Raw genomic sequence first — 18,069 nt, 5'->3', positions numbered from 1 at the left:
CCATAAAAGCGATATCAGTCTGTAGCCTTTGACTTCAAGCTTTTATATAAAACAAGCTATCCTTATATTCATCAAAGATAGGATAGCCTTCGTTTATTATTTAATTTACTGTAACCTCTTTTTCAGTATGATCATGTAACGCATCTTTTTCAACATGAACCTTTACTGTATTTGTTCCTTTTTCTTTAAAGGTATACTTAACTTCATATTCACCTGGTGCAACTTCTTTTGCATCAGTATAGTCATGCTTTCCATGCTCATCTTTCCATGTTTCAATTCGCACGTTCGCTTTTTCAAGCGGCTTTCCATCATTCTTCATAAGATGAATTGTAAAGAGATTTTCTTTATTTGCAGCAATATTTTCAGTACCCATTAAATGAATCATTACATCGCCATGATGATCATCTCCACTGTGAGTTTCATGCTCACTCTTTTCACCATTACTCTTACTAGTTGAAGTAGTAGTTTGAACTTTAAAGTCCTTTTTCGGCATTGAATGTTGATCCCTTGCTGTAACATGGGCAATTACATAATAATCTCCTGGATCGGTAAATTTGTATGTAGCCGAATAAATACCATCTGCACCATTTTTTGCATCAAGCATGGCAATACTATCTTCACCATTTTTACCAATTTCAAATTGAACTTCATCTGCGTCAGAAACAGCTTTATTATTTTGACTTACTTCAGCACGTATTGTAATTTCTTTATTTAAATTAATATCGGATGTCGGCAGAAGTATATTTACATCAACTGGTTTTTCAACTACGGGTTCCTTTTTCTTCTCATTAGAACATCCAGCAGTAATCATAATGCTTACAATCAATAGACTTAAAAACTTTTTCATATGTATTACCTCCTAAGATTCTGCTAAAGTTAAACAGATCTTAAATTTTACAACGATACGATTATGTTTAAACGGACTTTGTGGAGTAGATCTGAAATTAACTAATGTAGCTAAAAAATTCACAAAAATAATCTATCATAAAAATGTGATGGAAATGTGATGTAACTCAAAAAAAAAGAGACCTTCCTTAGTAAGACCCCATTTTGAATTATTTTATTCACGTAATGATTTTTTTTCTTTTGACTCCATTAATTCTGTTATACGCTTTTCTTCTTTCACCGATGCCCTTTTAATCAAATAAAAAGTAAGAAAAGCACCAATCATAAAAATAATTAATGAAATAACGGCAGGTATATACTCTGTTTTATCTTCAGGAAAATATAAAAACTCCATCATAGTCCCATCACTCCCATTGCCAATTATACAAAGTATTTTTTAATAATCAAAGTAAAATGTTGACCAAAAGATTCTTCAAAGATAATTAAGCTGTGTCTTGTTAATATTAAATAGACGTAAACACAAAAAAATAATGAAAACATATTGAGCATACATAAAATTCTTTCTAGTGATTATTTGGATTTTAACTGAGAAATTCCTCTTTCTATAAAATAAAAAACCAACTGATTTAAAATCAATTGGTTTTTAGTAAGAAGATATTCTTTTCTTTAATAATGAAAAATCAATTAAGTCTCCTAAAGTCGCTGGTGCAGGTTTTTTCATATATTGCTTATCTTTTTCTACTAATTTATAAATATGATATGTTGTTAATGCATCATCTAGTGCTTTATGGTGATTTCCAGTTCCATCTTTTCCATACTCTTTCATTGCGTTCCAAAGGCCCGTTTGATTTTGATTACCGAAGAAGGTTTTATACTCAAGACATAAATCTCTTACTTCCCCATGAATTGGGAATGAAATATTCGCAGCCTCACAATTATGTTTTAATACTCTCATGTCCATATTGCCCCAAGTAATTACCGTAGTTCTATAATTTTTTGTCGCTTCATTTAATATTTCTCCAAGTTCATTTAACTGTATTCCTTGATCAACATTCTCTTGAGAAATATTTAGAAACCTTTTGCATCTTGAGGATAACGTTGGAAACTGCAGCGGTTTAACAAATGAAGAATATGTTTGTTTAATCTCATCATTAATAACACTTACAAAACCTACTTCAATGATTTCCGGAAAAAATTTAATTCCTTTTGACTTTCCATCGGGCATTGTAAATTCAAAATCAATAAACAGGAACTGCTCTTTCATTTCCTCACCTCCAGAAAAATAAATTTTCTGATTTTTACTTATTGTCTTATATGATTAACGAATATTCAAGTAAGACAAATTTCCTATTTTCAACTTTATACCTTATTTTATTAATACAACCAATTTGTGTAAAAAATAACATAAGATGCCCATTAAGATGAAAAATCGTGTTAAAATAATATCGTTCGTTTAATTAGTTCTTTAAATGAATTAAAAAATAGAAAGTATATAGAGGGCTATTATGAAAAAAATTATTGGATTTATTATTATTATAATAAGCTTTCTTGTCTTTTATTTCACATCTCAGCAAGCTATGATGGCATATGAGACCTCAAAACATATTCCCAAAAAGAAGGTAGAAGAACTGCCTGTTGTTTCTTTATCACAGAACAGTGTTTTTTATGATCGAAATAATAATCCTTTTTACATTCCTGCTTCTGGTGATAATAGAATTAATTTAAAAAGCGGTGATATTCCGCAACTAGTAAAAGATATCTTTATTTCTACCGAAGATCGATATTTTTATTCACATAAGGGTATTGATTTATTTGGAGTTGCTAGGGCATTTATGGTGAATGTTTCGAATAGTGGAATAGAACAGGGAGCTAGCACAATTACACAGCAACTTGCAAGAAACTTATATTTAACTCAAGCACGTACAGTCGAACGCAAAATAAAAGAGATTCAAATCTCTTTACAACTTGAAAAGCAATATTCTAAAGATGAAATTTTAGAAATGTACATTAATACAATTTATTTTGCAAATCGAAACTATGGAATTGAAGCTGCAAGTAAAGCATATTTTAGCAAATCGGCAAAAGATTTGAGTATTGCTCAAACAGCTTTCGTATGTACAATTCCAAATAACCCAACTTTATATGATCCTTTGAAAAACTTTAATAATGCTAAAAAGCGTCAAGAAAGAATTTTAGGTATACTTAGAGATCAGGGGAAAATCACTGAACAGCAGTATACTGCTGCCATGAAGGAAAAAATTACGCTAAAGAAAGACAGTAAAACTCAGGAATATCCTGATTACTATTCTTACGTAGATTCTGAGCTGAAGAGTATTTTAGCTGGTAAAAAAGGAAAATTTAATACTAGCAAGCTATCAGCAGCACAACAAACTGAATTAAAAAAATTAAAAACTGTTCAAGAGAGAGCATTATATTTACAAAATCAAGGATTAAAAGTCTATACAAGCTTAAATCCATCGGTACAACAAGCGACAGTCAGCGCAGTTAATCGAGGGACAATCTCAACAAATACGCAGGGCGCTGCAGTTGTAGTAAAAAATGATACACATGAAATTATTGCAATTTCTGGGGGTAGAAACTATGAACCCCATAATCTAAATCGAGCATTCCAATCATATAGACAACCAGGTTCAACAATTAAACCATTACTAGTTTATGCACCTTATATTGAAACCTTTGGTGCGACTCCAGATACAAAAGTAAACGCAGATAACTACTGTAAAGGCACTTATTGTCCTAAAAATGATAGTAAGAAAGAATACGGAGATGTAACTTTACGTACTGCCATGCAGAACTCATATAATACGGCTGCAGTTCGATTATATGAGCAACTTACACCACGTGTAGGATATTCATACTTAGATAAGTTTGGTTTTAGAACGATTACAAATGAAGACCGTGTAGAGCTTGGTCGTGCCCTTGGGGGCTTCAATGTCGGTATGTCACCGTTAGAAATGACAGATGCATACTCCACATTTGGAAACAATGGCGTATTCTATGAAAATAGCGCAATTAAAAAAATCACATTGAGAGATGGCACAGTATTATACGAAAAAGAACCAAAAGCAGTCCGTGTATATAATCCATCAACAAACGAAACAATGAGAAGCATGTTAAACTCTGTAGTAAAAAATGGTACTGCTAGACATATCTATATGCCTTTAAACTATATAGGCGGTAAAACAGGTACAACTAACGATAATACGAATCTATGGTTCATGGGATTAACTTCTAATTATACAATTGGTACGTGGATTGGTAATGATAAACAAAGAATTCCAATTCCGAAAAACTATTCTTATCCACCTACTCAACGGATTTGGCAAAATATCGTTGTGAATGGTCATTTATATTAATCAGAAACAAAACTAGAAAAAGTAGCACTTTTGTTGTATTTCAAAGTGCTACTTTTTTTAATGTTTCAAAGAGTTATCGAACAGATAAAAATATTTTCTATTATTTTAGATTTATAAATTGATAGCGAAGGTTCTTCAGACAACTTTTACATTCTTTTACAAAAGGCAAAAAAAGTAGCACTTTTGATTATTTCAAAAGTGCTACTTTTTTAAAATGGCATTGAAGTTTTAAATTTAGCTAAAACTGTAAAGACGCCATATACTACTCCGCTTCCTACTAATCCCCAAACGATTAATTGAATCATAATAAAACCAATGATCCCTACAATTGTATAGTTAGATTTTTGCTTAATTATAAATAAAATAAAAAATGCAATTACTGATAATAGTAAAATAATAGCAATATACACTAAAGATTTATTTAAAAAGATAGCAATTAATCCACCTATTAAAAAGACAAAAGAGTATTTCTTAGTTGCTAACAAATCTACGCCTTCATTATCCTTTGAAAATAGAAGTAGTGCAAATTGCCAGATCATATCAGAAATTAATTTGAATCCACTCAAAACTAAAAAGAAAAGAAATGCTATACCTAGAAATGTAAGGATTCTAATTTCCTTCTCTGGAAGTAGATCTGTAAGTGGTTGAAGAATACCAGATACTGATAAAAAGTTTATAGTCATTTGAAAGAAGTTTAATGTAATGGCGACCGTAAACATAATAATTGATAAAATTGCATTAAAGCCTGTGAAATATATATTTTTCATCGAATGTCTCCTTTCTTCTCTATCTCAAGAAATTTTCAATTCATTCAAAAATCCTTAAATAGAGGATGTCTCACTTATCTTCGAAAATTTTATATACACAACTTAATTATTTTACCATAAGTTTAAGATAAAATTGATGAGTTTCTATTTTTTCTTTTTAGAAATAATCTTTTTATATTACATTTTAATATTTAAGAAACCCGTCTCGTGCAATAACCAAGTGACATTAGTTTAATATCCACGGTCAAAAAAAACTGCTAAATTACAATTGTAATTTAGCAGTTCTTTAAGTTAATTTCGTTTATCTTTAATCGCAACTGTACATCTAGAGATACAAACTAACTGCTCATCCTCAGAATAAATTTTTATATCCCAAACCATTGTCGTTTTACCTGTATGTACTGCAGTTCCGATTGCTGTTACGACACCGTCACGAACTGAACGTAAATGATTTGCGTTTATTTCAAGGCCAAAAGCAAGTTGATTCTCTTGATCAATCATTGAAAACGTCCCTACGCTCGCAACTGTTTCAGCTAAAGCAACCGAAGCTCCGCCGTGTAAATAACCAAACGGTTGATGTACTTTTTCAGTTACCTCCATTTTCATTACTACTTTGCCTTCTTCAACAGACTCTATTGTCATGCCTAGAGCATGCATTAAGGTCATTTTCTCTTCCATTACTCCTCCGCCTCTCGATTAAAGCTTTCCTGTTTTAATTAAATAAAAAATGTTTACATAAACTTGTTTGAACTAAAGATTATGTTTAACAAAGTTTATTTTATTATAAAATTTTACTTATTTTAAATTCGAGATAATAAAAAGAATTTCCTTTTATTCAAAATAAATATCTATATAACGTTGTAAACCCCTTGCTTATATAATGCAAGGGGAATGATTTTATAGTACACCGTCAAATCGTTTTTCTGCATATTCTTTTAAACTGCTCATTTGTTTTACTAAAATTCGTTTTGTGAACCAACTGAATATGAATCCCGTCATTTTAGCTACAACTGAAGACATTTCCATGCTACATTCATAATCTAACCTTGTTTGATTTGAGTCAACAGAAAAAAAGCGATAGAACGCATCGATTGTAAAATTAGAATGCTTTAATCGGACACCCAATTCTTTTGGAGGGCTATAGGAAATTATTTCCCCATCATATTCTTGAATTTCCCCATCTTCTTCTAACTTTTGCTTAAACTTATGACCAACTGGATTTTCTCTGTTAAAATTTTCGTCATACTTATTCTCTATAAAGCCATCCATCCAATTTTTTATATGCGCATCTGAATCAACAACTTCAAAAACAGCTTCGATCGGTGCATTAATGATTAAGCTATAATTTATTTTTTCCATAATCTATTCTCCAATTTGATTCTTAGATTGTTGCCTAAATACTTGTAACGAGTTTTGTTCATTCAATTCTTTTAGATCTGATTCAGTAAATCTTCCTGACCCTTGTTTTATGATATAAACAGCTAATTTCTTTTTTCCCCAATGCTCAAACACATCTCCAACAGTTTGAAAATATAAATCCAAATGATTTCCTCTTACTGCTGCTCCTTTATCTGCTACTACACCATAACCATATCCAGGAATAAATAATATCGTCCCTATCGGAAATACGTTTAAGTCAGCTGCAATCGTTGAAAATAAATCCCTCTTTACTTCCACACCTGAATAAGTAATTCCATATGAATGGTCCTTAGGACTTTTCCCTGTCGATTCTATTCCAGCTGTATATCCAGTTGCTGTAACTGTTACCTTTTTATAATTACTCCAATTCGTATTATGTTCGATGTTTTTTGCCATCGTAATCATTATGCTTTCGTTTGTGATCTTCGGTTTATTTTCTTCAGCAAATACGTTATTTATTGCAATTGAATCACTAAACCAATCTTTTATAGTAGCGATTTGAACATTTGCAAGGATTTTTAAAGAAGAAATCAAAGCAATAATGAATAAAATAGATAAAATAAATCGACTAAATAATTTTTTATTTATACCCAATGAATCATTTCACTCCTTTTCATCTTTTCATCTTTCCCTAAAATAAAAAAATTATTAAAGAAAACTCGTCGACTGACGAGCCTTTTAGGCAAAGGCGTAGTTGCACTAATACTTTATTCCTAAAATTGGCAACCACGTCGAGTAAGAATCCTTGCTGGCAATTTATTCTTTCTTAAAGTGAAAAAAAAAACTTTCTCATACATGAGAAAGTTAGAACATTTGATATCCATTTTTTCTTAATGAAAGGATTACTACTCCTGACATAATTGCTCCTACTAGACCAGCTGTTAAAATAACAATATCACCAGTTCCTACTGCCATTAGGTTTGTTTTTAATGTTTCAAAAGCTGCAGCAGTATTAGTAAAATATTTTACCGTACTGATCTTGTCCACAATCATAACAATCAATAGTGGATAGATTACTACCATAAACCAAGTTGTTCGAAAAAGCATATTAGCTAGGAAACCGATTCCAAAGGCTAATACGAAAAATAACAGTATTGAAATTAATAAAACTGGAATACTCATCACCATATAAAAAACACCCCACATTTTTTCTATATACAGTGTAAAACCTTCTTGTCTTATCGTCAATTTTAAAAAAATTCAAATTATTAAAAAATTATTTAATAAAGTGATATGTAGTATATTGGAATTGATCTCCTGGATTTAAACCTTTAACTACACCAAATGGTTTATTCGGAGGATTTTCTATTAAGTATTTAATTAGTAATGAAGATGTAGGATCCTTTAAAAGGTCTTCTTCAGAAATAAAACGTGCATCTGATAACTCTTCTTCTTGGATCGTAATCATTGTATCATCTGCCTGTAATAAGAAAATTAACATATTATCACTAATTTCTTCGCGAATAACTCCGGTTCTAACACCTATTAAGCCGATTAAAGTAGCTTCTACGCCCGTTTCCTCTTTAATCTCTCTTAATACTGCTTGGTCAACCGTTTCATCTTGTTTTACAAAACCCGCTGGTAATGACCATAAACCTTTTAAACCACTATATTTTTTCTTTACAACTAACCATCTTCCGTTAGAGTCTTTCACTAAACCAGCTACTCCTAGCCATACATTGCTTCTTTTACTCATCTATTATGACCACCTTTACGTCAAAGAAAAAGCCCGACTTAAGTCAAGCTAACTGATAATCAAATTTTTTTGTATAAAAATAAAGCTCGACTTAAGTCGAGCTAATTATGTTTATAGAAAGTTTAATTTACCTTTTTTTAGAACTAACATTGGTCCGCCAAGTAAGAATAAGTAACGGTTATCAATTACTTTTTTCATAAATGAAGCTTTCCAACCAGTTAATTTTTTACCGTAAACTACACCAATTGCATCATCATGTCCTAATGAACATACAGTACCTTTAATGTCTGGTGTGAACTCTTCTAATTCACCTTTTCCACGAACTAATACTGCTAAGTTGTGTGCAACATTAAATCCTTGTTGGATTGCAATTTGTGCTGTTGGTGGATATGGACGGTTACTAGATTCGTCAATTAATAAAGCCGAATCACCAACGATAAATACGTCATCATATCCAGGAACACGCATATCTTTTGTAACTTTTACACGTCCACGCATAGCTTCGAAACCAGCTTGCTCTACCAATGCATTTCCACGTACACCTGCAGCCCAAACAACTGTTGCAGAGTTGATTTTTTCTTCAACATCACCTTTTGCAACGATGATTCCATCTTCAGTACATTCTTTAATAGCTGTACCAATTTTGAATTCTACACCTTTTTTCTCTAATTGAGAAACAGCATAGTCAACTAATTCAGGATCAAAACCTGGTAATACCATTGGAGCAGCTTCTACACAAATAATACGAACTAAATCGCGATCGATATCATATTCTTTGCATAACTCTGGCACACGGTTTGCAAGTTCACCAACAAATTCGATACCAGTAAATCCAGCACCACCAACGATAATTGTTAATAACTCATCGCGCTTTTCAGCTGGTGTGTTGTGGTATTTAGAAAAGCTGTAATCAATATGCTCACGAATTTGACGAGCAGCATTAATGCTTGCAATTGAGAAAGCATGTTCTTTTAAACCTTTAATTCCAAATGTTTCTGACTCAAAACCAAGTCCAACTACTAGATAATCATAGTTTAATTCACCGTTAGAAAGAATAACTTTCTTCTCTTCTGGTTTAATTTGAGTAACAGTATCTTGGATAAAGTTAACTTTACTTTGGTTAATCACGTCTTTAATATCAAGGCGTGTACGGTCATGATGTAATGTACCTGCTGCATTTTCATGTAACCAAGTCGTTTGGTAGTGGTAACTATTTTTATTTACTAATGTAATGTCCGCTTCATTTGCAGATAATGTTTTTTGAAGTCGAGTTGCAGTAATAATTCCACCGTACCCAGCTCCAATGATTACAATCTTAGGCTTGTTCATGATATACATACCATCCTTTTAAATTATATTAAGTAATTACAATTTGCTATACTATCTCTAAATTTATAACTAAGTGCTCAATAGTGAGCAATCTAATTCATTCAACTTAGTACATTAGTGAGCAAACTATTATAGAGGGATATTTGTCTAAATATTTCGTAATAATTGTCACAAAATGTTAACAATTAGCCTATAACAATATTAAAGTTTTTTGTATAAGATTTCAAGCATAATCTAAACGCTAGAATTCTCAAAATATTAAGCTAAATTAATTATTTCTTGATCCACACTCCATTTTTATATAGAAATATCTACTGTAATTTAGTTACCTTTTTCCATTTAAACTGTATAAATTATGATATTATTCTATTATAGATGACAAGCATTTATACATAAGGGGGATATTCCGTTTATGAAAGACGAAAAAGTATATGATATTACGATTATTGGTGGAGGACCTGTTGGTTTATTCACTGCTTTTTATGGTGGAATGAGACAAGCTAGCGTAAAAATCATTGAAAGCTTACCTCAGCTTGGTGGGCAATTATCTGCACTTTACCCCGAAAAATACATTTATGATGTAGCCGGCTTCCCAAAAGTACGTGCCCAAGAGTTAATTAATAATTTAAAAGAGCAAATGAAAAAATTTAATCCTACCGTTTGTTTAGAACAATCAGTGCAAACAATTACTAAGCGTGAAGATGGAGTTTTCCATTTAGTTTGTAATGATGGATTCGAGCATTATACAAAAGCTATTATCATCACTGCTGGAAATGGTGCATTCCAACCCCGTAAACTTGAAATCGAGCGTTCTGAAAAATTTGAAAAATCAAACTTACATTACTTTGTAGATGACATGAATAAATTTGCTGATAAACGAGTTGTTGTTTTTGGTGGCGGAGATTCTGCTGTTGACTGGTCATTAATGCTTGAACCAATCGCTGAAAAAGTAACACTAGTTCATCGCCGTGATAAATTTAGAGCTCATGAGCATAGCGTTGAAAACTTAATGAACTCTAAAGTAGAAGTAACAACTCCTTGGGTTCCTGTTTCAATCGTTGGTGAAGAACGTATTGAAAAAGTTATTCTTCAAAATGCTAAAACTGAAGAGCGTCAAGAAATTGAAGTTGATGATGTAATTGTAAACTACGGTTTTGTTTCTTCTTTAGGACCTATTAAAAACTGGGGCCTAAACATTGAAAAGAATAACATTGTTGTTAACTCACGCATGGAAACAAATATTCCAGGTATTTATGCTGCTGGAGATATTTGTACTTATGATGGAAAAGTTAAACTAATTGCTTCTGGGTTTGGAGAAGCACCAACAGCAATCAATCATGCTAAAACATATATTGATCCAACTGCGAAAGTACAACCAGGTCATAGCTCTTCAATGTTCTAAAAATAATATTTTAATCTTAAGGACTGTCTTTTAAAGGCAGTCTTTTTCAATACAATTTGTGATGTGTTGAACAATGTATCGCGCAATTCGTGAACCATTTCACAACCAACTTCATAAAAAATCAATTCATATTTTTATCTACACTATATAATAGTACACAACTTCAAAAAAGATTCAATAATTTACCCTAAATTTGTAAAAATATTAACAAATAAGAATTTGGCCTAGTTTGTTTAATAGAAAAAATAGGATACAAAAGTATCCTATTCATCGTGTATTCAATGTTCTTACAATTGATTAAGCACTTGTCTTTCGAAGACGCAAGCCTAGTGAAGAGCAGAATTACCGTAATTAATGGCAGGCAATTTAATTAACACTCTTCAGGTGTACCAGCATTCGTAGCTGTTCTAAAGCTTGAACCACATCCACATGATGCAATTGCATTTGGATTTTCGATTGTAAATCCTCCGCCTAGTAATGACTCTTTGAAATCAATAACAACCCCTTTTAAAATAGGAGCACTTTCATTATCAATTAAAAACTTAATACCATGATATTCTAATTCCGTATCATCATCTTTTTTTTGTGGATCGAAACCAAGTCCATATGAAAGTCCAGAGCAACCTCCACCTTTAACACCTAAGCGAACAAAAGTATTTTGGTCTTCTTCGTTTTCAATCATTTCTTTAATTTTTAAACCTGCTTGTTCAGTAACTGTAATCATTTATTTCACTCCTCTTTTTAGTATATATAGTATATGCCTTCTGTTATTGTGACTGCTGGGCCTTTCATCCATACATCCCCATCAGTAGACCAAGTAATTTGTAAATCTCCACCTTGCAGGTGAACAGTTATTGGTTCATCTCGTTTATATTTACCTTCTTGTATCATAGCAACTGCTGCAGCACAAGCTCCTGTACCACATGCTTGAGTTACACCTGAACCTCGCTCCCATACAACGAAATTTATCTCATTATGCGGTAAACATTCGATAAATTCAACATTTACGCTTTCAGGAAATAATTCATGTTTTTCAACAATTGGACCTAAAGTTGTTAATGGTGCTTTTTTTATGTCACTTACTTCAAAAACAGCATGTGGATTTCCCATGGAAACACCTGTAAATTCATAGCTTTTTTCTTCAAATAAAATTCTGTCCTTTGCATATTCCTGGTCATCGCCTATCATTGGTATTTGTGATCTTTGGAATATAGGTTTACCCATATTTACTGTTACTTGATTAACAATATTATTTTCAACATGTACTGTTGCTTCAACGATTGTACTTATCGTTTCAATTTTAAATGAAGTATTATTTGCAATTCCATGTTCAAATGCATATTTTGCTACACATCTTAGACCATTACCACAATTTTTAGCTTCTGATCCATCATTATTAAAAACTCGCATTTTTACATCTGCAACTTCTGATGGACAGATTAATATCATTCCATCACTACCAATACCAGTATTAATATTCGATACTTCAACTGCAACTTTAGAAAGCTCATCTTCTCTTAGCTTTTCTTCAAACATATTTACATAAATATAGTTATTTCCTAATCCATGCATTTTTGTATAACGAAAAGAATCCATTTTCATGACTCCTTACTTTTTTTATTAATACAAGTATAAAATTTAAATGAATTGAGCACAATAAGAACATCCCCCGTTTCTCGATATAGAAACATTTTAAGAGCTTCACTTAGGTGAATGCTCATTTTTTTTGCATTTAATTTTTAAAATTAATAAAAATAATATTGGTTATTGTAATTAATCTATTGGAATGTTTTTTAAATCGTGAATTATCGAAGGATTTAAGGCGGATTATAAGAAAGAAAGTTTGGATAATATTGTTAAAATAGCTCGAAAAATAGAAAAAGCACTGTTAATTATTAACAGCGCTTCTTATATTAACATATTTTCTTCTAAGAAAATATAAATATTATCTACTAGCTCGGTGGCCGTTTCTCCAGTTACTACTTCCCCTTCAACTAGTGCAAAAAGTGATAGACTACATTTTCCACAATATCCAAGGCAGCCATATTCTAGTATGTCTAGATTAGGATCACGTTCAAGCTGTTCTAAAGCTTTTTGTGCACCGTCTGCTAGGTTTTTTATACAAAATTCGACTAATGGTCTCACTATTTTTCACTCCTTGCTCCTCATAAAGTTACTCTTTTTTTTAAAAAACGTCAATCCTTTTGACAATAAATGGAGTGAGCTTTATTTTACCGAGTTAGACGTTGTTATTTTAACATAAAATATATATAATATAATTGTCGAAAAATAGAAAAATTTTTTCATTCAACGCTAATAAAACAAAAGGGGAACAGGAACTATGAAAAACCTCGTATTACTAGGTGCCGGATATGGAAATATTCGTGCTTTGTCACGTCTATTATCATCTGATTTGCCTGAGGACGTTCATATCACATTGATCGATCGAAATTCTTTTCACTGCTTTAAAACTGAGTATTATGCTTTAGTTGCAGGTACGGTTCCAGAGCAACATATTAGAATACCATTACCAACTCATGAGAAATTAAAGGTTGTATATGGAGATATTACTACAATTGATACGGCAAACAAGAAAGTAGAATTAAGCAATGGGAAATCAGTTTCTTACGATGATTTAATTATTGGTTTAGGTTGTGAGGATAAGTACCATAATGTACCTGGTGCACCGGAACACACGTACAGTATTCAAACAATTGAAAAAACAAGAAACGCTTATGAAAATGTAAACAGTCTACCTCCTAATTCAGTAATCGGTGTTGTAGGTGCTGGTTTAAGTGGTGTAGAAGTAGCAAGTGAACTAAGAGAAAGTAGAAGCGATTTACAAATCTTACTTTTTGATCGTGGAAGCCGAATTTTATCAATGTTTCCAGAAAAACTTAGTTATTATGTACAAAACTGGTTTATTGAGCACGATGTTAAAATTATTAGCAATTCAAACATTACAAAAGTTGAGAAAAATACTTTATTTAATCATGATGATGAGATTCATTGTGACGCTGTTATTTGGACGGCTGGAATTCAACCAGTTGAAGTTGTCCGCAATTTAGACGTTGAAAAAGACAATACAGGAAGAATCGTCGTAACGAAATATCATCACATGCCAAACGACGAGCATGTTTACGTAGTGGGAGATTGTGCATCATTACCATATGCACCTTCTGCACAGCTTGCAGAAGCTCAAGCAGAACAAATCGTTATGATTTTACAAAAAAAATGGAAAGGTGAAGACCTTCCAGAAGTAATGCCTAAAATAAAATTAAAAGGTATTATGGGCTCATTAGGTAAAAAACATGGTTTTGGACTATTTAATGAACGCCCACTAATCGGTCGTGTTCCAAGATTAATTAAGTCTGGAATCTTATGGATGTATAAATATCACAATGGTTGATGATTACTTAAATACTGAAAGCCCCTTAACAAATTGATAAGGGGCTTTTTTTATTATTCTGTTGTGTCAGGTTTAATAACTTCTTTTACACTTTCAACCATTCCTAAAAGCTTTGTAGCATCTGTTGGTATAACAAGTTTTGATGCATGACCGTAAGCTACTTTTTCTAAAGCTTCCATTGAACGCAATTGAACCATTTCTTTAGTTGGCTGTGCATTTCTCCAAACATCTAACACAAGTTGTTCCCCTCTAGCTTTCGCTTCAGCAAGTTTAATGATTGCTTCTGCTTCCCCTTCAGCACGTAAAACTTGAGAATCTTTATCTCCTCGAGCTTTTTCAACTTGGCTTAAACGTTCTCCTTCTGCTTCAAGAATTCTTGATTGCTTTTCTCCTTCTGCTTTCAGAATTTTTGATTCCTTTTCACCTTGTGCATTTAATACTTTTTCACGACGTGTACGTTCTGCTTGCATTTGTCTCTCCATCGCATTTTGTATATCAATAGGTGGAATAATATTTCGGATCTCTACACGATTAACTTTCATTCCCCATTTATCGGTTGCTTGGTCAAGAATTGCACGTAGTTTATTATTAACTGTATCACGACTTGTTAAAGTTTCATCTAAATCTAATTCCCCTATTAAGTTACGTAAAGTAGTAGCAGTCAAATTCGAAATAGCAGACAGTGGATTAGCAATTTCGTATTCATGTCGCACAACATCAGTTACTTGATAAAAGACAACTGAGTCTACTTGGATACTAACATTATCTTTTGTAATCATTGATTGTGGTGGAAAATCTACCACAGTCTCACGCAATGTTTTTTTACTAGCTACGCGTTCAACAAATGGCATTACAACGTGGATTCCACTCTCTAATTTACGATGGAATTTCCCTAATCGTTCTACTAGATATACTTCAGATTGTCTTACAATACGAATACTTGATAACAAAAGTAACACAACAAATAAAACAATAATACCAATAATAATTGGACCAACCATAGAACTTACATCAGACATAGCACTTCTCCTCAATTAGTTATTTGTCACGTATAAAGTTGCACCTTCTATTTTTGTTACAATTACCTTTTCATTTAAAACTAACGATTCTGTAGAACGGATTGTCCATTCGTCACCATAAACTTTAGTCGTACCAACTGTATCATCATTTATTTCAACAGAAGCTACAACGACCTCTTTACCAATTAATGCATACACGCCATTTTCAATCGTTTTATGCTTGTGGATTCTTTTTGCAAATTTCTTTGTACTAAGCCATAAAATTAATGCACTAATAATAAAAACGATAAAAGTAAAGGTGTTTGATCCTGTTAAATAATTTACAACTGATGCTAGAATGCTCGCAATACCAATCCATAGGAATACAAAGGTTAATGAAAACATTTCGATAATAATTAATATAACTCCAATTACAAATAAACTGATCGCAACCATTCCACCCCTCCTCCCCAGTTCTATATATATGCCAAAAATTGTAATTTATTTTACACTTCTATTCTATCATGTAAATTTCAGCTTTTTACATTAAATAATGAATTTTATTAAAACTTTTTAATTTTAGAAAAGATTCAATTACTCAATTCTTAGGAATATTAATCAATAAAAAAACCCTTACATTTTTGTAAAGGGTTAAGTGTGTAGACAAAGTACTAAAAGCTTGATTTTCAGACTGATTGTAAGCAAAGCATTTGTCTTTCAAGGCGCGGAGACTGGTGAGGAGCGGAGTTACCCTAGAAGGTAATGAGCACCGCGCAGGCAGACGAAGCAACGAAGAAAGCGAGCGCTTGTCAACAGTCTGAACCCCTTATATTTTTGTAAGGAGTTGTAAAAATCATTATTGTTCAATTGCGTTATAAACATCTTTTAATTTTGGATTACCTTCACCAACAACATTTCCATTCACTAATACTACAGGATAGAAAAATTCATCATTTCTAACTCGTTCTGCGAAATCTTCTTTATCGTTATTCTCTACATTAAATATATCAATGTATTGGAAATCAAATGCTAAGTCAGGATATTTTCTTTGAAGTGCAGCTTGAAGCCATTCAAAAGTTTCAATTGATGATGGCATTCCTACACAACTTGCACAAATTACTTCAGCTCCAAAAACTTCCACTAAAATTTTATTACTCATTTTCTCCTCCTAGCATACAATAAATGTGTGTCCCAAAATAATTTCAAACACACAAAGTACTCTGTAATAGATTTTTTCCTCTTAACTGATTATAATAAAATTAGTGAAAGGAGTCGATATGAATGGACATGAAAGAACAAGTACAAGAAGTTTTAGATAAATTAAGACCGTTTTTACTACGCGATGGTGGAGACGTTGATTTAGTTGATATTGAGGATGGAATTGTTAAACTACGCCTTTTAGGTGCATGTGGTAGCTGCCCAAGTTCAACTATTACTTTAAAAGCTGGTATTGAGCGAGCTTTATTAGAAGAAGTACCTGGTGTAATTGAGGTAGAGCAAGTATTCTAATATAGTTTCAATACTAAAAGAGAGGGTATAAACCCCTCTCTTTTATTTTAGCCATTTAATTTCGCGGATCCCTAACTTAGCAGTTGGTAGTCCGATTAAATCATAAAAACCACCTAAAAAAACTTCAAACTCACTAGTATTTTCAAGATAATTAACCAACTTACGCTCATACCTTTTCCGATCCGCATCGCTCCTTGCCAAATAATATCCTTCAATTGTTTCAAAATAATGTACTGGAAAAAGAAGTCTTGCGAATAACAAACGCCAAGCAAAAGTAGATAATGGACTTTTCTTCTCATAACCATAAAAAAATGAGAGGATTTTCTTTTGATAATTATCGTGATTCTCTAAATATTCATCCCTAACCCATTCAGCAAGATCTCTGCTTGGATGATCATAAATCCATTCAATAGGTACTTTCGCAAAATGAATTTCTTTCAGTCTTCGTTCAGTCATTTTTTGATGACAAATTGTTGCTGCATCAACAATTTGAGGAGTATCATCTAGTTCAGTATCTACAACATACTGAATCGCATTTTCAGTCATACCGAGATAATAGGGAAAAGATTCAATAAATATTTGTTCGAAAAAATTTTCAGGATGACTATTCACTTTACTTTGCCAAAATCTTTCTAATTGCTCTAAACGTTTTTCCCATAAATTCTTCCATTTCCCGATCCTATTTAATCTTTTCAATTCATCTGAATATTTTTTCCCTCTTAAATGAAATATTGCTAGTTCTTCACCGTAATTATTACTACGTTCATTTTGTCTGTTACTCTTAAATAAAGAATAATTATTTCCATCAATCTTACTCACATAGTAACCTTGAACATTTTGAACGAAAGTTGCGACCGATTGATCTCCGGTTGAGCTCATAAAATCACTTAAACTCTTCATTTCTTGCAAATCATCTTCTTTTAAATTTCCAATGGGTGCAAGAAAATACACCCTATTCCGCTGCCAAAACATGTAATATGACTGAACTTGAAGTAATTCAGCTGGTTGAATTTGATAATGAGTAAACATGTCTTGAATGATGTTTTGGTTGCGAATAAACATCATCACTCACATCCTTCTTATACCTACTTATTTAATATATATGTCACAAATCCAAAAACCTGTACCATACTTTTTCACTTTCCATATATAACCCCGAATGGCCATACACAAAAAGGGAGAGAATGACGTAGTATATATGAAATGTGGAAGCGGGTTGGTCAGCCCCGACAAGCATAAGACAAAGGCCAAGAAAAGTTGCTTTTTACTTTTATTGGACTTTGAATTATGACCTCGAGGGGCTACCCGCTGGAACTA

General features: G+C 32.2%; 21 protein-coding genes. 4 read left to right on the top strand and 17 right to left on the bottom strand.

The genetic code is table 11. The annotated features are described in order from the left end of the window. Positions 1-100: 100 nt before the first annotated feature. The 3 genes from B6K90_RS22620 to kapD all read right to left on the bottom strand — a co-directional run bounded on the left by B6K90_RS22620 (position 101) and on the right by kapD (position 2,110). Entirely contained in the window at positions 101-847 is a 747-nt protein-coding gene (locus B6K90_RS22620; RefSeq protein ID WP_088014967.1) for a FixH family protein, read from the bottom strand. Positions 848-1,060: 213 nt separating this feature from the next. Further along, entirely contained in the window at positions 1,061-1,243 is a 183-nt protein-coding gene (locus B6K90_RS22615; protein WP_088014966.1) for a hypothetical protein, read from the bottom strand. Positions 1,244-1,489: 246 nt separating this feature from the next. Continuing rightward, positions 1,490-2,110, bottom strand: coding sequence for a 3'-5' exonuclease KapD (gene kapD / locus B6K90_RS22610; protein WP_088014965.1), 621 nt, complete (start codon positions 2,108-2,110; stop codon positions 1,490-1,492). A 241-nt stretch (positions 2,111-2,351) separates the two neighbouring features. Here kapD and B6K90_RS22605 point away from each other — a divergent pair, with 241 nt between their 5' ends. After that, positions 2,352-4,223: a transglycosylase domain-containing protein gene (locus B6K90_RS22605; protein WP_088014964.1), complete on the top strand. Its 1,872-nt coding sequence runs from the start codon at positions 2,352-2,354 to the stop codon at positions 4,221-4,223. A 209-nt stretch (positions 4,224-4,432) separates the two neighbouring features. Here the strand turns inward: B6K90_RS22605 and B6K90_RS22600 are convergent, their stop codons facing one another. The 7 genes from B6K90_RS22600 to B6K90_RS22570 form a co-directional block, all read right to left on the bottom strand. After that, positions 4,433-4,990 (bottom strand): DUF5366 family protein, encoded by a 558-nt coding sequence (locus B6K90_RS22600; RefSeq protein ID WP_088014963.1) that lies wholly within the window; start codon positions 4,988-4,990, stop codon positions 4,433-4,435. Positions 4,991-5,281: 291 nt separating this feature from the next. After that, positions 5,282-5,668 (bottom strand): PaaI family thioesterase, encoded by a 387-nt coding sequence (locus tag B6K90_RS22595; RefSeq protein ID WP_025671788.1) that lies wholly within the window; start codon positions 5,666-5,668, stop codon positions 5,282-5,284. 219 nt (positions 5,669-5,887) lie between these two features. Further along, a complete protein-coding gene (locus tag B6K90_RS22590; RefSeq protein ID WP_088014962.1) occupies positions 5,888-6,349 on the bottom strand; it encodes an SRPBCC family protein in 462 nt (153 codons plus the stop codon). Between the two features lie 3 nt (positions 6,350-6,352). Further along, the gene (locus B6K90_RS22585) at positions 6,353-7,003 is read right to left on the bottom strand and encodes a 3D domain-containing protein (RefSeq protein ID WP_407920548.1); all 651 of its coding nucleotides are present in this window, start codon (positions 7,001-7,003) and stop codon (positions 6,353-6,355) included. A gap of 210 nt (positions 7,004-7,213) precedes the next feature. Then, complete coding sequence (locus tag B6K90_RS22580; RefSeq protein ID WP_088014979.1) at positions 7,214-7,531, bottom strand: YuiB family protein; 318 nt, start codon at positions 7,529-7,531, stop codon at positions 7,214-7,216. Positions 7,532-7,625: 94 nt separating this feature from the next. Next, entirely contained in the window at positions 7,626-8,105 is a 480-nt protein-coding gene (locus B6K90_RS22575) for an NUDIX domain-containing protein (protein ID WP_088014961.1), read from the bottom strand. Positions 8,106-8,216: 111 nt separating this feature from the next. After that, positions 8,217-9,434, bottom strand: coding sequence for an NAD(P)/FAD-dependent oxidoreductase (locus tag B6K90_RS22570; RefSeq protein WP_114346954.1), 1,218 nt, complete (start codon positions 9,432-9,434; stop codon positions 8,217-8,219). 412 nt (positions 9,435-9,846) lie between these two features. On the opposite strand from B6K90_RS22570, the gene B6K90_RS22565 reads away from it, so the two are divergent. Continuing rightward, a complete protein-coding gene (locus B6K90_RS22565) occupies positions 9,847-10,836 on the top strand; it encodes an NAD(P)/FAD-dependent oxidoreductase (RefSeq protein ID WP_139840783.1) in 990 nt (329 codons plus the stop codon). A 370-nt stretch (positions 10,837-11,206) separates the two neighbouring features. Here B6K90_RS22565 and B6K90_RS22560 read toward each other — a convergent pair whose 3' ends face one another. From B6K90_RS22560 to B6K90_RS22550, 3 genes are all read right to left on the bottom strand, one after another. Beyond that, positions 11,207-11,560 (bottom strand): HesB/IscA family protein, encoded by a 354-nt coding sequence (locus B6K90_RS22560; protein WP_088014959.1) that lies wholly within the window; start codon positions 11,558-11,560, stop codon positions 11,207-11,209. Positions 11,561-11,577: 17 nt separating this feature from the next. Then, positions 11,578-12,432, bottom strand: coding sequence for a diaminopimelate epimerase (gene dapF / locus B6K90_RS22555; RefSeq protein ID WP_088014958.1), 855 nt, complete (start codon positions 12,430-12,432; stop codon positions 11,578-11,580). A gap of 312 nt (positions 12,433-12,744) precedes the next feature. After that, a complete protein-coding gene (locus B6K90_RS22550; protein ID WP_056468696.1) occupies positions 12,745-12,981 on the bottom strand; it encodes a YuzB family protein in 237 nt (78 codons plus the stop codon). A 196-nt stretch (positions 12,982-13,177) separates the two neighbouring features. Between B6K90_RS22550 and B6K90_RS22545 the strand changes: the two genes are divergently transcribed. Next, complete coding sequence (locus B6K90_RS22545; RefSeq protein WP_088014957.1) at positions 13,178-14,245, top strand: NAD(P)/FAD-dependent oxidoreductase; 1,068 nt, start codon at positions 13,178-13,180, stop codon at positions 14,243-14,245. Between the two features lie 53 nt (positions 14,246-14,298). Here B6K90_RS22545 and B6K90_RS22540 read toward each other — a convergent pair whose 3' ends face one another. From B6K90_RS22540 to B6K90_RS22530, 3 genes are all read right to left on the bottom strand, one after another. Beyond that, positions 14,299-15,264 carry an SPFH domain-containing protein gene (locus B6K90_RS22540; RefSeq protein ID WP_212667555.1) on the bottom strand — a complete coding sequence of 322 codons (966 nt, stop codon included), beginning with the start codon at positions 15,262-15,264 and terminating at the stop codon, positions 14,299-14,301. 15 nt (positions 15,265-15,279) lie between these two features. After that, positions 15,280-15,699 (bottom strand): NfeD family protein, encoded by a 420-nt coding sequence (locus tag B6K90_RS22535; protein WP_088014956.1) that lies wholly within the window; start codon positions 15,697-15,699, stop codon positions 15,280-15,282. Positions 15,700-16,099: 400 nt separating this feature from the next. Further along, a complete protein-coding gene (locus B6K90_RS22530) occupies positions 16,100-16,402 on the bottom strand; it encodes a DUF1462 family protein (RefSeq protein ID WP_088014955.1) in 303 nt (100 codons plus the stop codon). A 122-nt stretch (positions 16,403-16,524) separates the two neighbouring features. On the opposite strand from B6K90_RS22530, the gene B6K90_RS22525 reads away from it, so the two are divergent. Next, positions 16,525-16,752, top strand: coding sequence for a NifU family protein (locus B6K90_RS22525; RefSeq protein ID WP_025671774.1), 228 nt, complete (start codon positions 16,525-16,527; stop codon positions 16,750-16,752). A gap of 42 nt (positions 16,753-16,794) precedes the next feature. On the opposite strand, the gene yutH is transcribed toward B6K90_RS22525, so the two are convergent. After that, positions 16,795-17,793, bottom strand: coding sequence for a spore coat putative kinase YutH (gene yutH / locus B6K90_RS22520; RefSeq protein ID WP_088014976.1), 999 nt, complete (start codon positions 17,791-17,793; stop codon positions 16,795-16,797). Positions 17,794-18,069 lie beyond the last annotated feature (276 nt).

The organism is Gottfriedia acidiceleris (genome assembly GCF_002128425.1).
GTDB classification, from domain to species: domain Bacteria; phylum Bacillota; class Bacilli; order Bacillales; family Bacillaceae_G; genus Gottfriedia; species Gottfriedia acidiceleris.
The sequence above is the reverse complement of the archived record's forward strand: the minus strand, read 5'-3'. Positions and strand labels throughout refer to the sequence as shown.